This is a genomic window from Martelella lutilitoris (assembly GCF_005924265.1).
Taxonomy (GTDB): domain Bacteria; phylum Pseudomonadota; class Alphaproteobacteria; order Rhizobiales; family Rhizobiaceae; genus Martelella; species Martelella lutilitoris.
In genome coordinates, this window is the sequence record NZ_VCLB01000001.1 from 110689 (window position 1) to 127898 (window position 17210).

A 17210-nucleotide genomic window follows, 5' to 3' on the forward strand; every position below is an offset into this window, starting at 1 on the left:
ATCGAGGCGCTTCAAACCAGACCGGGGGCTCCAGTTTCATGGCCGCAATCAAAAAAGTCGCCGTCCAGATGGACCATATCTCCACTGTGAAGATTGCGGGCGATTCCACCTTCGCCATGTCGCTGGAGGCGCAAAACCGCGGCTATGAGCTTTATCACTACACCCCCGACCGGCTGACGCTGAGGGACGGCAAGGTGATTGCCGCCGTCGAGAAGATGACGCTGCGCGATGTGGAGGGAGACCATTACACGCTCGAGCCCGCCGAACGCACCGACCTTTCGACCATGGATGTGGTGCTGCTGCGCCAGGACCCGCCCTTCGACATGGCCTATATCACCTCGACCCACATGCTTGAGCGCATCCACCCCAAGACGCTGGTGGTCAACGACCCGGCCTGGGTGCGCAACTCGCCGGAGAAGATCTTCGTCACCGAATTCGCCGACCTGATGCCGCCGACGCTGATCACCAAGGATGTCGGCGAGATCGCGCGCTTCCGCGAGGAAATGGGCGACATCATCCTGAAACCGCTCTACGGCAATGGCGGTGCGGGCGTGTTCCATTCCACCCGTGACGACCGCAATTTCACCTCGCTTCTGGAAATGTTCGAGCAGATGTTCCGCGAGCCCTATATCGCCCAGGCCTATCTGCCGGCCGTGCGCAAGGGCGACAAGCGGATCATCCTCGTTGACGGCGAGTTCGCCGGCGCGATCAACCGCGTGCCGGCAGAGACCGACAGCCGCTCCAACATGCATGTCGGCGGACGCGCCGAGCCTTCCGAACTGACGGCGCGCGAGGAAGAGATTTGCGCGCGCATCGGCCCCTCGCTGAAGGAGCGCGGCTTCATTCTCGTCGGGATCGATGTGATCGGCGATTACATGACGGAAATCAACGTCACCTCCCCCACCGGCATTCGCGAGGTGAAGCGGTTCGGCGGCGCCGATATCGCGAGCCTGATGTGGGACGCGATCGAGAAGAAGCGCGGCTGAGGCTCTACTTGTTTTGTGACACCAGCGCCTGCTGCGTGAGCGAATTGCGCAGCGCGCTCTTCTGGGCGTCGATCATGCCGGAGATCAGGAACAGGTCGACCAGCCACCAGATGCCGAAAATGGCGAGAAACAGAAAACCGACAACGAAGACGGCGGTGAACCAGCCGACGACATTGAGAAGCAGCATGGCGATCGCCGACCCCGGTCTGCCGAGATAGAAGCGGTGCGCGCCGGCCCAACCGACGAAGAACCACAGGAGATACGCCGCCGCCGCCGATTTCGCGCCGTTTGTCACCCGCTGCTCGATCAGGATCTGTTCTTCGGTCGAAAGTCCCATGCCATTCTCCGCCATTCTGCTTCGGCAAACCTTTTCCGCCTGTGTACGGCGGCGCCAACGCAAATGTCCATCCCACAGGCGCCAATGCACGGCTGAATGAAAAGAAGTTCATCTTTTGTTCTTGCATATCGGCGCGCATTGTGGAATCCTTACAACCATTGGGTTTGATGAGACGCTGTTCTTGAGGGGACGCCGGGTGGGGCCGGCGCGGGGCTTTACATGGTATCCAGGGTTCAAACGGTTGCATTTCAGGGGATCGAGGGTGTGCCGGTCGATGTCCAGGTGATGGTCGCGCCGGGCAAGATCGGCATGCAAATCGTCGGCCTGCCGGACAAGGCCGTGGCCGAAAGCCGCGAACGGGTGCAGGCCGCGCTCCACGCAACGGGCCTCGCCTTGCCGGCCAAGCGCGTGACGGTCAATCTTGCGCCCGCCGACCTGCCGAAGGAGGGTTCGCATTTCGATCTCGCCATAGCACTGGGCCTGATGGCAGCGCTCGGCGCGGTTCCGGCTGACGCGCTGGCGGATTACGTCGTCATCGGCGAGCTCAATCTCGACGGCACGATCGCCGCCGTGACCGGCGCGCTCCCCGCGGCGATGACCGCCAATGCCATGGACAAGGGCCTGATTTGCCCGGCGGACTGCGGGCCGGAAGCGGCATGGGCCGGCGCCGATATCGATGTCCTCGCGCCCAAAAGCCTGATTGCGATCGCCAATCATTTCAAGGGAACCCAGGTGCTCTCCCGCCCCGCCCCCGCCGTGCGCGCCGCAGCGCATGACCTGCCCGACCTTTCGGAGATCAAGGGGCAGGAAAGCGCCAAGCGCGCACTGGAGGTGGCGGCCGCTGGCGGCCATAACCTTCTGATGGTCGGCCCGCCGGGCGCCGGAAAATCGATGCTGGCCGCACGCCTGCCCTCCATCCTGCCGCCGCTCCTGCCGCAGGAACTGCTGGACATGTCGATGGTGCATTCGATTGCCGGCAAGCTTGCCGGCGGGCGGCTTTCCGACCGACGGCCCTTCCGTGCGCCGCATCATTCCGCCAGCATGGCCTCGCTTGTCGGCGGCGGCATCAAGGCAAGGCCCGGCGAGGCCTCGCTTGCCCATCACGGCGTTCTGTTTCTCGACGAACTGCCGGAGTTTTCACCGCAGGTGCTCGATGCGCTGCGCCAACCGCTGGAAAACGGTGAGTGCGTGATTGCCCGCGCCAATCATCGCGTCTCCTATCCGGCTGCCTTTCAGCTTGTCGCCGCCATGAACCCGTGCCGCTGCGGCATGGCAGGGGAGCCGGGCCACAGCTGCGCGCGCGGGCCGCGCTGCGCAAGTGAATATCAGGCACGGATTTCCGGACCGCTGATGGACCGGATCGACATCCGCATCGACGTGCCGGCGGTTGCCGCCATCGACCTCATCGGCGCAAGCGCAACCGGCGAGACCAGCGCCGCCGTCGCCCGCCGCGTTGCCCGCGCCCGCGAGGCCCAGCGCGAACGCTTCGCGGGCCTTGGAGAAAGCGCGGCAACCGTCAACGCCCGCGCATCGGCCAACATGATCGAGAAACTCGCCGAGCCCGATGCCGCGGGCCTCGCGCTGCTCCGGGAAGCGGCCGAAAAGATGCGGTTTTCGGCGCGCGGCTATCACCGCGTTTTAAAGGTCGCGCGCACCATTGCCGATCTCGACGGCAAGGCAAAAGTCGGCAGGGTCCATATCGGCGAGGCCATCGCCTACCGGGTCTCGGCAGCCGAGCGGATCACCACGGCAGCCTGAGCCCTCTGCCGTGCAGAAGGGCCAGACTGCAAAGGAAACGCCCTGTCGAGGACGGCGCGCGCGGGCAACGCCGCAGGGCGGCGTAACTCGCGATGACAATTGCGTCGGGCCGTTCTGGCGACACGGAAGTCCGCTGGAGACGGCACGGGATACAGGACAATCCGGCGACCCAGAACGCCTGCCCGCGCATGGCGGCCGTTTCTGCCTCGCCGCGCCCCTCCGCTCATATCGGCTTCATCACGCGATCGATGCCCTGAGGGCTTTTTCACCCGGCGCACAGCGATGCCCGGGCACGGCCCACCCTTTTCCCCGTCGCACAGGGCGGGGCTAGGCTTGTCCCATCAGGTCCAGCGACCACACAAAGGGAGTTTTTCATGTCGGATCAGACAGCCAGGCTTGGCCTGCCCTTCATTCTGCCCGCCCAGGCGCAAAAACACGTCACCCACAACGAGGCGCTGCAGCGGCTCGACGCAATCGTTCATCTCGCCATTTCCGGCGAAGGCAACACCCCGCCTTCGAGCCCCAATGAGGGCGCCTGCCATCTGGTGGCGGCAGGCCCGACCGGCGAATGGGCGGGCCATGCCGGCGCGCTCGCGCTGTTTCAGGACGGCTACTGGCAGTTCATTGCGCCTGTCGCCGGCTGGTCGGCCTGGTTCGTGTCGGAAAACGCAGTGCGCGTGTTTGACGGCAGCGCCTGGATTTCCCCGCCGCCTAGTCCGGACCTCGAACTCCCGACGCTCGGTATCAACGCCACGGCAAATGCCACCAACCGGCTTTCGGTTTCCGCGCCCGCAACCCTTTTCAACAATGCCGGCAGCGGGCATCAACTGAAGATCAACAAGGCCACGGCCGGCGATACGGCCTCCCTGCTCTACCAGACCGGCTGGTCCGGCCGCGCGGAGATGGGGCTTTCCGGTTCCGACAGTTTCGCGATCAAGACGAGCCCCGACGGCGCAAGCTGGCACGAGGCGGTGAGGATCACGCCGGCGGGCGCGGTCACCATGCCGTCGCGCCCTCTGGCCCGCGCCGCGGCGCCGGCCGGCTCGGCGCTGATTGCAGGGCCGGCAAACCGCGGCTTCGGCACGCTTCACGTCGGCGAAGGCGGATTTTCGCTGGGCGCCGCCGTGACCGGCGGCGGCAACAGGCTGGTCTTTCCGGCAAGCGGCTATTACGCGGTGAGCCTTACCGTGACCGCCACGGCGGCGGGAAGCTACTGGGTAGCGCTTGAAAAGAACGGTTCGGAAAACTGCGCAACCCTTAGCGGCATCGCAACCGGCGGCGATCCGCTGTCGCATTCCGCCTCCGCGATCAGCTATTTTTCGGCCGGTGACTATGCGCGCCTCGCCTTTTCCGGCACTGCGACCTATGCGCTCGGCTACGGCCAGACGGAAATGACAGCCATGCTCCTTTGAAGCCGGCTTGCCATCGGCCGCCGTTCCCCGCTATGCCTTTCAGGACCAAAAACCTCGGAGGCGGCCCATGGCTGGCAAGATCGACTGGCGCGAGAGCTTCAATCTCAAACACCCATCGCTGAAACCGCTCTGGGTCCGCGTGCTGGCCGTCGCGCTGTGCGGCGGCTGGGCGGTCGCCGAGATCTTTATCGGCTCGCCCTTCTGGTCGGTGCTGTTCGGCGCGGCGGCTGCCTACATGGGCTATGTCTTCTTCATTTCTCCAGAGCGCGCCTATTTCAACAGCCGCGATGACGAGCCGGAAGAATAGGATCGAAACTCAGCCCGGGTAGTTCCCGGCAAAGGTCCTGTCTGCCAGCTTCGGCAGCATGAAGCGGAAAGCGACCGAGCGAACGCCCTGAAACAGCAGCATGGCGATCCACAGACCGTGATTGCCGAAGAGCGGCTGCAGCACGGCCCAGGCCGCAAAATAACAAGCAAGCGAAAACAGCATCAGCGTGCGCATCTCGCGTGACCATGTGGCGCCGATGAAGACCCCGTCCATCTGGAAGGCGATGACCCCGACCAGCGGCATGATCGCGGCATAAGGCAGGTAAACATGGGCCAGGGCCTGTGTCTCGGCGATCGGCGCGATCAGCGCCACCACGTAAGGCCCGGAGATGAAGAAGGCCCCGGAGACGGCAACGGCCATGGCCACGCCCCAAAGCGTCGTCAGCCTGATCACGCGGTCGAAGGCCGGGCGGTAAAAGGCGCCGACGGCGCGGCCGGCAAGCTGCTCGGCCGCCGTGGCGAAGCCATCGAGAAAGGCGACGCCGAAGAAATAATAGCGCAGCAACACCGTGTTGGCGGCAAGCACATCAATGCCCAGCACGCCCGATTGCCGGGTGAAAAAGGAAAGCCCGATCAGAAGCGCGAAGGAACGGATCATCATGTCGCGATTGACCGAGAACAGCCGCTTGACGGTGGAAATATCCGGCACTTCCCATTTGTGCCGGTCGGTGCGCCGCAGGATCAGGATGACGCCGGCAATCGCCGTAACGCCCTCGGCAACCAGGCTTGCCGCCCCCGCCCCGGCGAGACCGTAATTCAGCCACAGCACCCAGAAAAAGGCGAAGAACAGGTTGAGCGCGTTGAGCGCCACCTGCAGCAACAGCGCCGTCACCGCCTCGCCGCGACCGATGACCCAGCCGAAGACGACGAAATTGAACAGCGCAAAGGGCGCCGACCACACCCGCCAGGCATAATAGGTCCAGGCCGCCTCCCCCACCGCGCCATCGGCGCCGAGTACGTAAAGGCCGAGCCGGCCGATCGGCACATGCAAAAGCATGATCAGAAGGCCTGAACCGACCGCGATCAGGATGCCGCCAAGCAGCATGCGCTGTTCGGCCCGGCGGTCTTCCGCGCCGACGGCCTGAGCCGTGAAGCCGGTCGTTGCGCCGCGCAGAAAGTTGAAGGTGGTGAACAGCACGTCGAAGATCACCGCCGCCAGCGCCACGCCGCCGATCAGCACCTCGTCGCGCAATTGCCCAACCACGCCGGTCGCCGCAAGGCTCACCAGCGGGGTGGAAAAATGCGCGATCATCATCGGCAAAGCGATGGTGAGCACCTGCCGGTGCGTCACCGAAAAGGGGCGCGGGGTGCGACCGGCGGTGTTTTCCAACGGAACCTATTCCTTGACGTGCGGCTCGCCCAGCGTGTGCATCAGCCGGTTGGCCCAGCCGAAAATGGCGATGGCATGGATTAGGTCGAGGATCTCGAGGTCGTCAAGGCCCGTTTCCCGCAAATGATAGAACTGGTAGACGCCGACATTGTCCGGGTGCGCCGTCAGATCGACGCCGAAATTGAACAGCGCCTGGTCATAGTCCGGAAGGTCCGCCTCGAGCCCCTTCTCATAGATCGCCTCGATCACCTCCGGGCGCTTCTCGACCTGAATATGGCGGTTGGCATGCACGGCCGCGCAATAGATGCACTTGTTGACGAAGGAGGCCGCTAGCGCGCCCATCTCGCGCCCACCGCGCGAAAGACCCTCCTTGGAATACATGATGTCGTTGAAGAGCGGCGAGCGCTCCTTCAGCGTTTCCGGCTCCTGCGCCAGCACCAGAACATAGTCGGACACCTTGGTGTTGGACGGCGTGATCTGCAGGGCGTCGCGCTGTTCGTCGTTCGCGGTTTCCAGGTCGACGGGCTTCACGTAGGGATGCCAGTCGAGCGGCTTCAGGGTGAATTCGTGAACGGGTTCGGACATGTCAGTGGTCCCTCAGCATCTTCAGCCCGGCAACGACCAGGATCTGGTAATTGACGAAGGCCGTCAGGCTTGCCAGCGTCACGATGTCCCGGTCATCAAGCCCGGCGGCATAGAGTTTTTCAACGTCCGCGCGGGTCGCCTCCTTCGGCGTCAGCGTCACCTTGTCGACCCGCTCGAGGATGGCATCGAGCTTCGCATCGGCCTTTCCGGGCCGGAAGCCCGTGTCGAGGATCGCGTCGAAGGCGGTCTCACCATAGCTCTCCAGCAGATCGCGGTAATGCGCCTCAAGCTCGGCGGCCCTCCACAGCGCGCACATGCGCGCGGCAAGGGCTGCGCGCAACGCAAAGCTGAAATTGCCGGGCTCCTTCGGCGTCAGCGCCGCCTCGCAGCTTGCCTGCGTCTTCTGTTTCAAGAGTTCGCGCCGGTTTCTGAGCGCAATCATGTCGGCATCCTCGCCGAGCACCTTGTCGATCACATCGACCATTGAAGTCTCCCTTCAGTCTTCCGACAATGCTTCGTCGAGAAAATCGAGCCGGTCCTGCCCCCAGTAGAGCACGTCCTTGTAGATCCACGTCGGCGTGCCGAACACGCCGCGCGCGGTCGCCTCGGCATGGCTGTCATGCCAGGCCTGAACGATTTCGGGCTCCTCTTCCATCGCCTGCAGCGCCGTGCCGTCAAGGCCGATGCGGTTGGCAACGTCGATGCGCACTTCGGGCTGGGTGACATCCAGTTCCTCACTCCACAACGCATGCAGAAGCGCGTGGGAGAGTTCGAGCGCCGGCAGGCCCTCGCGGTCGGCGGCAATCACCATGCGGGCGGAGAACTCGTTGTTGGTCGGATAATGCGCCGGTTTGAGAACCAGCGGCATGTTGAGACGCTTGCGCCAGCGATCAAGCTCCACGGCGTGGTAATCCTGGCGCGGCTGCGGGCGCGAGCGCAGCGGCACGCCGCCATTGTCCGGCACGATCCGGGTCGGACGGACGACGACATCGAGGTCATGCTTTTCGATCAGCGCCTTGAACTGCGGCCAGCCGAGATAGGCCCAGGGAGACGAGAGCGCGTGATAATAATAGACGGTCTTTTTGGTCATGGTCTTGTCCTTCAGGCCTGCTCGGCGGCCACGGCGTCGGCATCGGTCCATTCGCTGCCGTCAAGCTCCGGGCTCTCGTAGCTGAGCAGATCCTCCCAATGCTGTTCCAGATCCTTGCGGAACAGGCTGGAGGCGACCCCGCGCGCAAGCCAGAGCGCGCCCTCGCTGATCGCCGGAATGTCGCCGGAGACCTTGCCGAGGCTCATGGCCGAACTGTAATTGAAGCTGTGAATATCCGCGAGGAAGGGTGCAGCGCCTTCCTTCTTTTCCGAAAAGGAGAAATCGGGGTTGAGCCAGGGAAAACGCCCGAGACCGGGGTTCCGCTCTTCCGGCGGCGGCGTGTAGCGGTCTTCCCAGCAGGCGATCTCGGCGTTGAAGGGCGCAAATTCCGGTCGCGCCATCGGGTCAACGGTAAAGCCGGTGCCCAGGATCAGGAAATCGCAGCGGAATTCGCGGCCGGTCACCGTGGTGATCACCACTTCAGCGCCGTCCTGCTCCACCTTGGCGATGCCGCAGTTGAAATGGAAGTAGGCGTTCTCGTGGCGGCTGACGCGCAGGGTCGAACCGTGCGGGGCCGGCGTCTGCTGCTTGTCGCCGTAATCCATGATCCGCCAGCGCCACTCGGGCGAAAGATCCGGCAGGCCGGCCGTCACGCCATAGGAACCGATGCCCATCAGCTTGTTGATCGTCGGCATCTTCTTGCGCCGCGCCAGAAGGCGGACTTCCGCAGCCCCATGTTCCAGGGCTTCCGCCGCATTGTCGACGGCGGATGCGCCGACGCCGATGACGACGACGCGCTTGCCTTTCCATTTGTCGAAATCGATCTCGTCGGCCGAATGCGCCCAGCTTTCGCGCGGCAGGCCGGAGACGAAGCCCGGAACCGTGCCCTTGCCAAGCCCGTCGCGCCCCGTCGCCCAGATCAGCTTGCGGGTGAGGATGATGTCGCCATCGGCCATTTTCAGGGCCAAAAGCCCGTCTTCGCGCGGGATGACGCGTTCGACCTTCAGGCCGTTTTCAACCGGCGCGCCGGTCACCTTGCGGTACCAGACGAGATAGTCCTGCCACATCGGCCGGGGAATGCGGTAGAGTTCGTCCCAGGCCTTTGTGCCGAACTGGGCGCGATACCAGGCCTGAAAGGTGAGCGAGGGAATGCCGAGCGCAGGACCGAGCAGGTTTTTCGGCGAGCGCAGCGTCTCCATGCGCGCATAGGTGAGCCACGGGCCCTCCTTGCCCTCCGGCGCCATATCGATGAGGCGGGTATTGTGCATGCCCTGGCGCTTCAGCTGCAGCCAGGCGGCGAGCCCGCACATGCCGGCGCCGACGATGACGATATCGCTCACCGGCGTGCCGTCGACCGGGCCAACCGGTTTGACCCAGTTGGCGGAGGGAAAGTTCAGATAATCAAGATCCTGGCGAACCCGTTCGTTCAGCGCGTCAAGCGCTTTTTCATTGGTCATGTCTTCAGTCCTTCACGAATTCCAGGGCCTTCAATCGGCCAGCACCACAGCGTCTTCCTCGCGCCAGCCGATCCAGACATCGTCGCCCTCCAGATGCGCGAGCGCCACGGGGTCAAGCTGGGCGACGAGCGACTGCCCCTCGTTGAGGCCGACGGTGAGCGCGGTGAAATTGCCCTTGAACAGCCGGTTGGTGATCCTGCCGGGAAGCGCAATCCTGCGGTCCGGCTCGCGGCTGACCGCATAGATTGCTTCCGGTCTCAGCGCCACGGTGACATGGCTGCCAACCTTGGCGGCGGGGCCGGTGAGCGTGGCGTGGATGATGTGGCCGCACCAGTCGAGCGTGGCGATATTGCCTTCGACGGAGCGCAGTTCGGCATCGAGGAAGTTCGATTCGCCGATGAAGGTGGCGACGAAGCGGTTGACCGGCCGGGCGTAAAGCGTATGGGGATCGCCCATCTGCTCGACCCTGCCGTTGTTCATCACGACAATGAGGTCCGACATGGTCAGCGCCTCTTCCTGGTCATGGGTGACGAAGAGGAAGGTCTTGCCGGTCTTTTCCTGAATGCTCTTGAGCTCGATCTGCATCTGGTGGCGAAGCTTCGCGTCAAGCGCCGACAGCGGTTCGTCCAGCAGCAGCACATCGGGATCGGGCGCCAGCGCGCGCATCAGCGCCACGCGCTGGCGCTGGCCGCCGGAAAGCTGGTCGGGCATGCGGTCGGCGTAATCCTGAAGCTCCACAAGCGCCAGAAGATCCATCACCCGGGCATGGATCTTCTCCGATGGCATGCCCTTCAGCTCAAGCCCGAAGGCAATGTTGCGACCAACCGTCAGATGCGGAAACAGCGCATAGTCCTGGAACACGATGTTGACGTTGCGCCGGTGCGGCGGCAGGTGGGTCACATCCTTGCCATCGAGCAGGATCGCGCCGGAGGACGGGTCCTCAAAACCGCCCAGCATGCGCAGCGAGGTCGATTTTCCGCAGCCTGACGGGCCCAGAAGGGTGACGAACTTGCCGCGCTCGATCTTGAGGTCGAGATTGTTCACGGCAAGCGACTTGCCATAATATTTGTTGACGTTCTTGAAGTGGACGAGCGGTTGCATTTCAGTTCCTTGAGCGGCGGACGCGGCGCTCGGCGTAAAGCCCGACGGCGCCGGTGGCGATGAGGACGAGTGTTGCCATGGCGTTGATTTCCGGCGACATGCCGCCCGAAATCTTGGCGAAGATCAGCATGGGAAGGGTGGTCTGGTAGCCACCGAGGAAGAAGGTGCGGACGAAATCGTCGATACTGGTCAGCGCGCAGAAGATCATGCCGCCAACCAGCGCCGGGCCGAGATAGGGCAGCGTGACGCGGAAGAAGGCGATGAAATTGTCGGCGCCGAGATCACGCGCGGCATCGATGAGGCTTGAGGGCATCGAGCGCAGCCTGGTCATCGCCATGATCACCACGAAGGGTACGGCATGCACCGTATGGCCGAGGATGATGGCGAAGGTGCCGGTCGGCACATCGATGGCGCGGATGAAGATGCGCATCGAGATCGCCTGGATCATGCCCGGCACGACGGCAGGCAGACAGGCGAGCGCGAAGATGAGGGCCTTGCCCCAGATCGCCTCGTTGGAAGCAAGAAGCGCAATCCACACCCCGACCGCCGTCGCAACGATCGTGACGATGAAGGCGATCATCAGCGAATAGCCGACGGCGCTCAGGAACTGTTCGTCCTGCACCACCTGCACGTACCATTTCATCGTGAAGCTATCGATCGGAAACGAGATGAAGTTCGAATCCTTGAAGCTCATCGCCGTCATCAGCATCAACGGCACGAAGAGATAGGCAACGAAAGCCCAGTAGAAGCCAGTGAGGAAGACGTTTTGCGGGTTCTTCATGTAAAATCGCATTGTCCGTCCCTCACATCAGTTTCACGTTGCGCCCGCCGACAACCCGCATGAACAGGCCGACCGTGGTGAGCGAGATCAACAGCATGATGATCGAGAAGGCGGCGCCCGCCGGCCATTTGTCGTTGGAGCCGTGGAACAGCTGGGCGATGATTTCCGGAAAGATCACCGTGTTGGGACCGCCGAGCAGAAGCGGCGCGGCGAAGACGCCGATCGAGGTGAGGAACACCAGGCTGCAGCCCGAGACGATGCCATCGCGCGACAAGGGCAGGATCACCCGGCGGAAGCGCTGCAGCGGACCGGCGCCGAGATCGGAGGCGGCGTCGAGCAGGCTGTTCGGGATCTTCTCGATCGAGGAATAGAGCGGCAGCAGCATGTAGAGCGCGATCAGGTAGACGACGCCGAAGCTCAGCGAAAAATAGGTGTAGAGCATCGGGATCGGCCGGTCGATCATGCCAAGCTCGCGCAGGAGCGCGTTGACGGCGCCGCGGTTGGCCAGAAGCATGATTACGGAAAAGACGCGGATGATCTCGCCCGCCCAGAACGGCGTCAAGAGCAGCAGCAGCGCCTTGTTGCGCGAGGCGGGGCGGATGACCTTGCCGATGTAATAGGCGACCGGATAGACCACGACCAGCGTTGACGCCGTCACCACGATGGAAAAGACGAGGCTGCGCAGGAAGGGCACGAAATAGAGGCTTTCCTGGAAGAACAGCGCGTATTGCGAGAAGGTATAAACCGGCTCGGCGCCATCCAGCAGAGGATAATTGGCAAGCAGCGAGATATTGCCCATCTGCAGGATCGGGCCGATATTGAAGAAGGCGATCCAGGCCAAGGGCACGGCGAGCAGGACGACAAGCCGGGCCAGCCGGTTTTCGGCAACAAGGCCGATCGTGCCGCGGTAGGCCGGAGAGTTGGCAACCTTGCCGATCCAGCTTGAATAGCGCGCGGTCGATTTCTTTGCGCCCTGCCCCTCACTGGCCAAAACATCATTGGTCATAGTGTGAAAATCCATAGATTGAAAAAGCTGCGCGGTGGCGCAGACGGCCGGGCGGACAACGCTGCCCGGCCGTGGCATTGATCAGGCAGCCTTGATTTCGGCAACGGCCCTGTCGATCATCTCGTTCTTCATGTCGCGGTTTTCTTCGGCGAAGAACTGGATGCGGGCGATCTGCTCTTCCGGCAGCGCGATCGCGGCGCGCTCGCGATCCGTCAGAAGCTGGTCGACGCCGGAAAAGGCGCTGGCAAAGCCGGACTGGCGCGTCATCGCTGCGCCGACTTCCGGATTGGCGAGAAGCGCGGAGAAGAACGTGTAGGCCGCATCCACGTTCGGCGCATGGTTGACCAGGTTGAAGGAGTAGAGGAAGCCGTAGGTGCCTTCCTTCGGGATCGACAGTTCGATCGGAAAACCGTCCATGATCAGCTTGGCGGCCGGGCCCGACCATGTCTGGGCGACATAGACGTCCTCGTTGACCAGCATCTGCTGCACTTCGGCGCCGCCGTCATAGAACTTGCGGACCATATCCTTGTGTTCGATCAGGAAGTCGCGAGCCGCGTTCACCGCCGCCTGGGCCTCTTCCGGTTTGTCGACATAGGCGACGAAGTCACCGTCATAGCCGAGATATTTCATGGTGATCGAAACGAAGTCGGAGATGATGTAGGTGGTGAAGCCCTTGTATTCCGGATCGAACATCAGGCCCCAGCTGTCGGACGGCTTGGTGTAGTCGGTGTTGCGGACCATGCCCTCGAAGCCGGCGAGCAGCGGAATGCCGTAGACCTCGCCCTTGCGGATAAGCTGCGGTGCGCCCTTGTAGGGCCCGGCGAGATTATCCCAGGTGGAGATGCGGGACGGATCGATCGGCTGCAGGAGATCGGAGGCCATGAACTGGCTGAGACGGTGACCGGCGACGGTGACGATATCGGTGGTCGGATCTGCGCCCTCGGCGGCGAGCAGGTTGTACTGCTTGCCCTGGTCGTCTGTCAGGCGAATGCGCACCTCGATGCCGGTATCCTTCTCGAACTGCTCGACGAAGCCTTCGGGGAGGAACTTGTCGTAGGTAGTGATGTTGAGGACATTGCTCTGGGCATAGGCCGGGCGAATGATGGACGGTGCGGCGATGAGACCAGCACTTGTCCCCATCATCTTCAGGGTCGTGCGCCGTGTCGGATTGCGAAGTGTCATTCTCGATCTCCTGGTTTGTTCGTCCCGCGTCCGGTCCCTCTCGGCCGGAGCGCGGGCGTTTCTCGCCGACCTAGTGGACTGGAACGGGCCGGCTTTCTTTCCCCTCCGCTGAAAGCTCGTCTTCCAGGGAGAACCTGACGGCCGCCTCTGCGTGAAGCAGCGTCGAATCAAAACTCGGTATGTCGAAATCGTCCGGACGGACCAGAAGTCCGACCTCGGTGCAGCCGAAGATGATGCAGTCGGCGCCCTTCTGCCTGGCTCGCTCGGCGATCGCGATATAGCGTTCGCGCGATGCGCCGCTGAGCACCCCGCAGCAGATCTCCTCAAAGATCACATCATGCACCGTGGCCCGGTCGGCCTCTCCGGGAATGACCGGATCGAGGCCGAAATGGTCCTTGAGGTAACCGACATAGAACGGCTTCTCCATCGTGTAGCGCGTGGCCAGAAGCAGCGGCCGCTTCTTTCCGGCCTTCTTCACCGCAGCGCCCGTCACCTCGGCGATGTGGATCAGCGGAATATCGATCGCCGCCTGCACCTCGTCGGCGAGAATGTGCATCGTGTTGGTGCAGATCAGCACCATGGCGCAGCCGCATTGTTCCAGTTCGCGGGCAACCGAGATCAGCGTTTCGGCCGCAAGGTCCCAGCGTCCGGCCTTCTGCTGCGCCACGATCTCGGAAAAATTGACGGAGCGCAGACAAAGATCCGCCGAAGCCAAGCCGTCGCCCATCAGGCGCCGGACCTCCTCGTTGATGTGCTTGTAATACACCGCGGTGCTCTCCCAGCTCATGCCGCCGATCAGGCCTATCCTTTTCATTGTCTCGTTCTCAATTCTGTTTCAGGTACGAACATAATCAGCGTAGCGGACCTGACAGAAGAGAGTTTTCTTATTTTTGCACAAAGGCAAAAATCCAAGCAAATATGTCCTACTGAACCTCAAATAATGCGGAAATTTTCTCTCTTTTGAAAACTTGACATAAATCCCATACTCGTGCACAAATTTTACTCAATAGATACAATTCACCAAAACTTGAGCAAAGCATGCGGAATTTTCTGCATTTTGACAAGGGTCAACCGTCCAATTTAGCCATATCTGCAGTTGCGTTGCGGCGTCAGATTTTGTCGAAATGGCAAGGCATATGAAAATTTCTTCTCAATTTTCAGACAGTTCTGAGAATTTCATCCCGACCGCAGGATATCAGGGGAGCCCCGAGAATGTTTGACGAGATCGACCGCAAGATCGTCGATATCCTGCAGCGCCAGGCGGACCGGACGGTCAGCGAGATCGCCGAGGAGGTCGGCCTTTCGCACACGCCTTGCTGGCGGCGGATCAAGCGCATGGAGGACCTCGGCTTCATCCGCGCCCGCGTTGCCCTCATCGACCGCAAGATGGCCAATATTCCGATGACCATCTTCATCGCCGTCAAGGCGCCGCGCCACGCCATTGAATGGTTCGACGAGTTCCGCAAGCAGATCAGGGATATCCCCGAGGTGACGGAGGCCTACCGGCTGACCGGCGATACGGACTACCTGCTGAGGATTGTCGTGCCCGACATCGAGACCTATGACCAGGTCTACAAGAACCTGATTTCGCGGCTGGAGTTTTCCGACATCAACTCCTCGATCGCGATGGAGGAGCTGAAATTCACCACGGCGCTGCCGACCAACTACATGTAAGAAGACAAAGGCTCGAAGACCCATGAAAATCGCAATTCTCGGCGCTGGAAACAACGCCTACGGCCTTGCTGCCTTCATCGCCGATGCCGGCCATGCGCCCGTGCTCTGGTCTCCTTCCGGCACGAATGCCCTGGCGCTTGCCGAGGGCACGGCGCTGATGGCCACCGGCGCGGTGGAATTCGAAGGTCCCGTTGGCGTGGCCGCCTCATGCGAAGAGGCCGTCAGCAGCGCCGATCTGGTGATGATCGCCATGCCGGTCAACGGCCACAGGGCGGCAATCGACGCCATGGTGGACCATCTGAAGCCCGCAACGCCGGTGATCATTTCCTCCCACAGTTCCTTTGCCGCGCTCTATCTCTCGCGCGCGCTGAGGGACGCAGGCAAGACGCTTCCGATCATTGCCTGGGGCACGACGCTTCTGACCGCGCGGAAAAACGGCGACAGCGCCGTTGTGGTCAACACCGTGCGCCAGAAGGTCGACATGGCGACCGTGCCCTTCGGCGCCATGGATGAAGGCCACGCGCTCTGCACCGAGCTTTTCGGCGACCGCTTCGTCCGGCGCGACGGGCTTATGGCGATCGCGCTGTCCAACCTCAACCCGCAAAACCATCTGGGCATTGCGCTGATGAACCTGACGCGGATGGAAAAGGGAGAAACCTGGGGCCAGGGCGAGAACATCACCCCGGCCGTCGGTCGCTTCATCGAGGCGCTCGATGCCGAGCGGCTGGCGATCGCGGAGAAATTCGGACTTCACGTGAAGACGGTGCGCGAGCATTTCTCCCTGTCCTTCCACGTGCCGCTCGCCTCGGTCTCGGAGATGAACCAGGAAATGCATGCGCAGGGGCGCGGCGGTTTCGGGCCGTCGACCATCGAGAGCCGCTATATTCTGGAAGATGTGCCCTTCGGTCTTGTCGCCACCAGCGCGCTTGGCCGCCTGGTCGGCGTTCCGGCAAAGCTGCACGAGGCCGGCACAGCGATCTTTTCCGCCGCCTATGGCCGCGACCTTGCCGCCGACAACGACCTTCTGCCCGCCCTTGATTTTGCCAGCCTCGACAGGAAAGCGCTCGAGCGGCTCTGCCGGGACGGCTACGCCGGCTGAGGCAGCCGGAAAAAGCCTCGCACCGCTACTCGTCGCAGCTCAGCGAATGGAAATAGTCGCCCCAGCTGTTGATGCGGATATCGAAATAGCGGCCGTCCTCGAAGACGCGGCCGCCATCCCAGACGAGCGCGCCATCCTTGGCGGTGCCGCGCATATAGACGACGCCATTATCCGTCATCAGGTCGACAAAACGGCGCTCGTCGGGTTCGATCCGGCCGGAAACAGCCGTGAAATCGCCGCCGCCGACAGGGCGATAGCGCAGGCTGTAGTCGATCGGCGCGTCGCAGCGATTGCTGAGAACGAAGGCGATGAACAGGTCGGGCGTGGCCTCGATGGCGCGGAAAAAGGGCGAACCGGCGCCTGTGACCACCCGGCCGATCGCCTCGATCTCGGCCTTGCCGATATAGCGTCCCTCGCCCGGGTAAAGATAAAGCCCGGTAATGCCGGCGGCCACGCGAATTGCCGCACCCGAGGCTCCTTCCGGCAGGTCACAGTTCATCGCCATCATGTCGCCCGGCGCAATGGAGAGCGCCGCACAGGCCGGCGTCGTCATCTGGCCGCCGGTCGCGCGATCGTAAAAGCGGATGGCCAGGAAGCCGTCGTCCCTTTCCGTCTCCCGCCGGTCGAAAGCCGCCTCGTCGGTCTCGGCGCTGAAGGGGGGATGCTCCACAAGCTCGACTGTTTCGACAATGGCGAGCTTGCCGTCAAAACGGGCCGCCGGTCCGAAGGGCGCCTCGTCCACAGGCAGAAAGACGCGCCGGATGAAACGCCGCGAAGCCGGGATATAGCCGTCGTCCAGGTCGACCCGCGGGATCACCTGCCGGTCGGCCAGAACCTGGTCCGTATCGGGGTCGATCACGCAGGCTGCTGCCGTCAGCACATGACGCGGACCGATGACGGTCGCGCTGCAGACAATATCGCTGACGCCCGTCACGATGGCCGCCATGGCCCGGTCCGGCGCATCAAGCGCCTTGACAGGCTCCACGGACGTTTGCGCGGAAACGGGCAGCGCGAAAAGGCAAAGAAGGAGCACGGAAAACCCGGTGGCAAGACGGTGGATCGGCTTCAACGAGAAACGGCTCACA

18 protein-coding genes are annotated in these 17210 nt (G+C 62.7%); 6 read left to right on the top strand and 12 right to left on the bottom strand.

All coding sequences use genetic code 11. The features are described from left to right. The first annotated feature begins 38 nt into the window (after positions 1–38). Positions 39–986 carry a glutathione synthase gene (gshB, locus tag FF124_RS00495; RefSeq protein WP_138746519.1) on the top strand — a complete coding sequence of 316 codons (948 nt, stop codon included), beginning with the start codon at positions 39–41 and terminating at the stop codon, positions 984–986. A 4-nt stretch (positions 987–990) separates the two neighbouring features. On the opposite strand, the gene FF124_RS00500 is transcribed toward gshB, so the two are convergent. Beyond that, positions 991–1323 carry a TM2 domain-containing protein gene (locus FF124_RS00500; protein WP_138746520.1) on the bottom strand — a complete coding sequence of 111 codons (333 nt, stop codon included), beginning with the start codon at positions 1321–1323 and terminating at the stop codon, positions 991–993. A 219-nt stretch (positions 1324–1542) separates the two neighbouring features. Between FF124_RS00500 and FF124_RS00505 the strand changes: the two genes are divergently transcribed. The 3 genes from FF124_RS00505 (at position 1543) to FF124_RS00515 (ending at position 4800) form a co-directional block, all read left to right on the top strand. Beyond that, positions 1543–3081, top strand: a complete 1539-nt coding sequence (locus tag FF124_RS00505; RefSeq protein ID WP_138746521.1) for a YifB family Mg chelatase-like AAA ATPase — start codon at positions 1543–1545, stop codon at positions 3079–3081. 374 nt (positions 3082–3455) lie between these two features. Continuing rightward, on the top strand, positions 3456–4493 hold the full coding sequence (locus FF124_RS00510) for a DUF2793 domain-containing protein (protein WP_138746522.1): 1038 nt from the start codon (positions 3456–3458) through the stop codon (positions 4491–4493). Positions 4494–4560: 67 nt separating this feature from the next. Beyond that, the gene (locus tag FF124_RS00515) at positions 4561–4800 is read left to right on the top strand and encodes a DUF3329 domain-containing protein (protein ID WP_138746523.1); all 240 of its coding nucleotides are present in this window, start codon (positions 4561–4563) and stop codon (positions 4798–4800) included. 9 nt (positions 4801–4809) lie between these two features. On the opposite strand, the gene FF124_RS00520 is transcribed toward FF124_RS00515, so the two are convergent. The 10 genes from FF124_RS00520 to FF124_RS00565 form a co-directional block, all read right to left on the bottom strand. Continuing rightward, positions 4810–6150, bottom strand: coding sequence for an MATE family efflux transporter (locus FF124_RS00520; RefSeq protein ID WP_138746524.1), 1341 nt, complete (start codon positions 6148–6150; stop codon positions 4810–4812). Positions 6151–6156: 6 nt separating this feature from the next. Continuing rightward, positions 6157–6735, bottom strand: coding sequence for a peroxidase-related enzyme (locus FF124_RS00525; protein ID WP_138746525.1), 579 nt, complete (start codon positions 6733–6735; stop codon positions 6157–6159). 1 nt (position 6736) lies between these two features. Beyond that, a complete protein-coding gene (locus FF124_RS00530; protein ID WP_138746526.1) occupies positions 6737–7219 on the bottom strand; it encodes a CMD domain-containing protein in 483 nt (160 codons plus the stop codon). A 12-nt stretch (positions 7220–7231) separates the two neighbouring features. Beyond that, the gene (locus FF124_RS00535; RefSeq protein ID WP_138746527.1) at positions 7232–7825 is read right to left on the bottom strand and encodes a 2-hydroxychromene-2-carboxylate isomerase; all 594 of its coding nucleotides are present in this window, start codon (positions 7823–7825) and stop codon (positions 7232–7234) included. Between the two features lie 11 nt (positions 7826–7836). Then, on the bottom strand, positions 7837–9282 hold the full coding sequence (locus FF124_RS00540; RefSeq protein WP_138746528.1) for an NAD(P)-binding domain-containing protein: 1446 nt from the start codon (positions 9280–9282) through the stop codon (positions 7837–7839). Positions 9283–9312: 30 nt separating this feature from the next. Continuing rightward, entirely contained in the window at positions 9313–10383 is a 1071-nt protein-coding gene (locus FF124_RS00545; RefSeq protein ID WP_138746529.1) for an ABC transporter ATP-binding protein, read from the bottom strand. A 1-nt stretch (position 10384) separates the two neighbouring features. Further along, the gene (locus FF124_RS00550) at positions 10385–11176 is read right to left on the bottom strand and encodes an ABC transporter permease (protein ID WP_138746530.1); all 792 of its coding nucleotides are present in this window, start codon (positions 11174–11176) and stop codon (positions 10385–10387) included. Between the two features lie 10 nt (positions 11177–11186). Continuing rightward, complete coding sequence (locus tag FF124_RS00555; protein ID WP_138746531.1) at positions 11187–12170, bottom strand: ABC transporter permease; 984 nt, start codon at positions 12168–12170, stop codon at positions 11187–11189. An 81-nt stretch (positions 12171–12251) separates the two neighbouring features. Then, positions 12252–13352, bottom strand: a complete 1101-nt coding sequence (locus tag FF124_RS00560; protein WP_138746532.1) for an extracellular solute-binding protein — start codon at positions 13350–13352, stop codon at positions 12252–12254. Between the two features lie 70 nt (positions 13353–13422). After that, entirely contained in the window at positions 13423–14166 is a 744-nt protein-coding gene (locus tag FF124_RS00565; RefSeq protein ID WP_138746533.1) for an aspartate/glutamate racemase family protein, read from the bottom strand. Positions 14167–14564: 398 nt separating this feature from the next. Here FF124_RS00565 and FF124_RS00570 point away from each other — a divergent pair, with 398 nt between their 5' ends. Both FF124_RS00570 and FF124_RS00575 read left to right on the top strand, forming a co-directional pair. Next, on the top strand, positions 14565–15026 hold the full coding sequence (locus FF124_RS00570) for an Lrp/AsnC family transcriptional regulator (RefSeq protein WP_138746534.1): 462 nt from the start codon (positions 14565–14567) through the stop codon (positions 15024–15026). A gap of 22 nt (positions 15027–15048) precedes the next feature. Beyond that, positions 15049–16125 carry an NAD/NADP-dependent octopine/nopaline dehydrogenase family protein gene (locus FF124_RS00575; protein ID WP_138746535.1) on the top strand — a complete coding sequence of 359 codons (1077 nt, stop codon included), beginning with the start codon at positions 15049–15051 and terminating at the stop codon, positions 16123–16125. A gap of 25 nt (positions 16126–16150) precedes the next feature. On the opposite strand, the gene FF124_RS00580 is transcribed toward FF124_RS00575, so the two are convergent. Further along, on the bottom strand, positions 16151–17209 hold the full coding sequence (locus FF124_RS00580) for a trypsin-like serine peptidase (RefSeq protein WP_138746536.1): 1059 nt from the start codon (positions 17207–17209) through the stop codon (positions 16151–16153). Position 17210: the final 1 nt, after the last annotated feature.

Bases quoted from the DNA above. Each gene is read 5' to 3' on its own strand.
- gshB (WP_138746519.1), top strand. From the start codon at position 39: ATGGCCGCAATCAAAAAAGTCGCCGTCCAGATGGACCATATCTCCACT.
- FF124_RS00500 (WP_138746520.1), bottom strand. From the start codon at position 1,323: ATGGGACTTTCGACCGAAGAACAGATCCTGATCGAGCAGCGGGTGACA.
- FF124_RS00505 (WP_138746521.1), top strand. From the start codon at position 1,543: ATGGTATCCAGGGTTCAAACGGTTGCATTTCAGGGGATCGAGGGTGTG.
- FF124_RS00510 (WP_138746522.1), top strand. From the start codon at position 3,456: ATGTCGGATCAGACAGCCAGGCTTGGCCTGCCCTTCATTCTGCCCGCC.
- FF124_RS00515 (WP_138746523.1), top strand. From the start codon at position 4,561: ATGGCTGGCAAGATCGACTGGCGCGAGAGCTTCAATCTCAAACACCCA.
- FF124_RS00525 (WP_138746525.1), bottom strand. From the start codon at position 6,735: ATGTCCGAACCCGTTCACGAATTCACCCTGAAGCCGCTCGACTGGCAT.
- FF124_RS00530 (WP_138746526.1), bottom strand. From the start codon at position 7,219: ATGGTCGATGTGATCGACAAGGTGCTCGGCGAGGATGCCGACATGATT.
- FF124_RS00535 (WP_138746527.1), bottom strand. From the start codon at position 7,825: ATGACCAAAAAGACCGTCTATTATTATCACGCGCTCTCGTCTCCCTGG.
- FF124_RS00540 (WP_138746528.1), bottom strand. From the start codon at position 9,282: ATGACCAATGAAAAAGCGCTTGACGCGCTGAACGAACGGGTTCGCCAG.
- FF124_RS00545 (WP_138746529.1), bottom strand. From the start codon at position 10,383: ATGCAACCGCTCGTCCACTTCAAGAACGTCAACAAATATTATGGCAAG.
- FF124_RS00550 (WP_138746530.1), bottom strand. From the start codon at position 11,176: ATGCGATTTTACATGAAGAACCCGCAAAACGTCTTCCTCACTGGCTTC.
- FF124_RS00555 (WP_138746531.1), bottom strand. From the start codon at position 12,170: ATGACCAATGATGTTTTGGCCAGTGAGGGGCAGGGCGCAAAGAAATCG.
- FF124_RS00560 (WP_138746532.1), bottom strand. From the start codon at position 13,352: ATGACACTTCGCAATCCGACACGGCGCACGACCCTGAAGATGATGGGG.
- FF124_RS00565 (WP_138746533.1), bottom strand. From the start codon at position 14,166: ATGAAAAGGATAGGCCTGATCGGCGGCATGAGCTGGGAGAGCACCGCG.
- FF124_RS00570 (WP_138746534.1), top strand. From the start codon at position 14,565: ATGTTTGACGAGATCGACCGCAAGATCGTCGATATCCTGCAGCGCCAG.
- FF124_RS00575 (WP_138746535.1), top strand. From the start codon at position 15,049: ATGAAAATCGCAATTCTCGGCGCTGGAAACAACGCCTACGGCCTTGCT.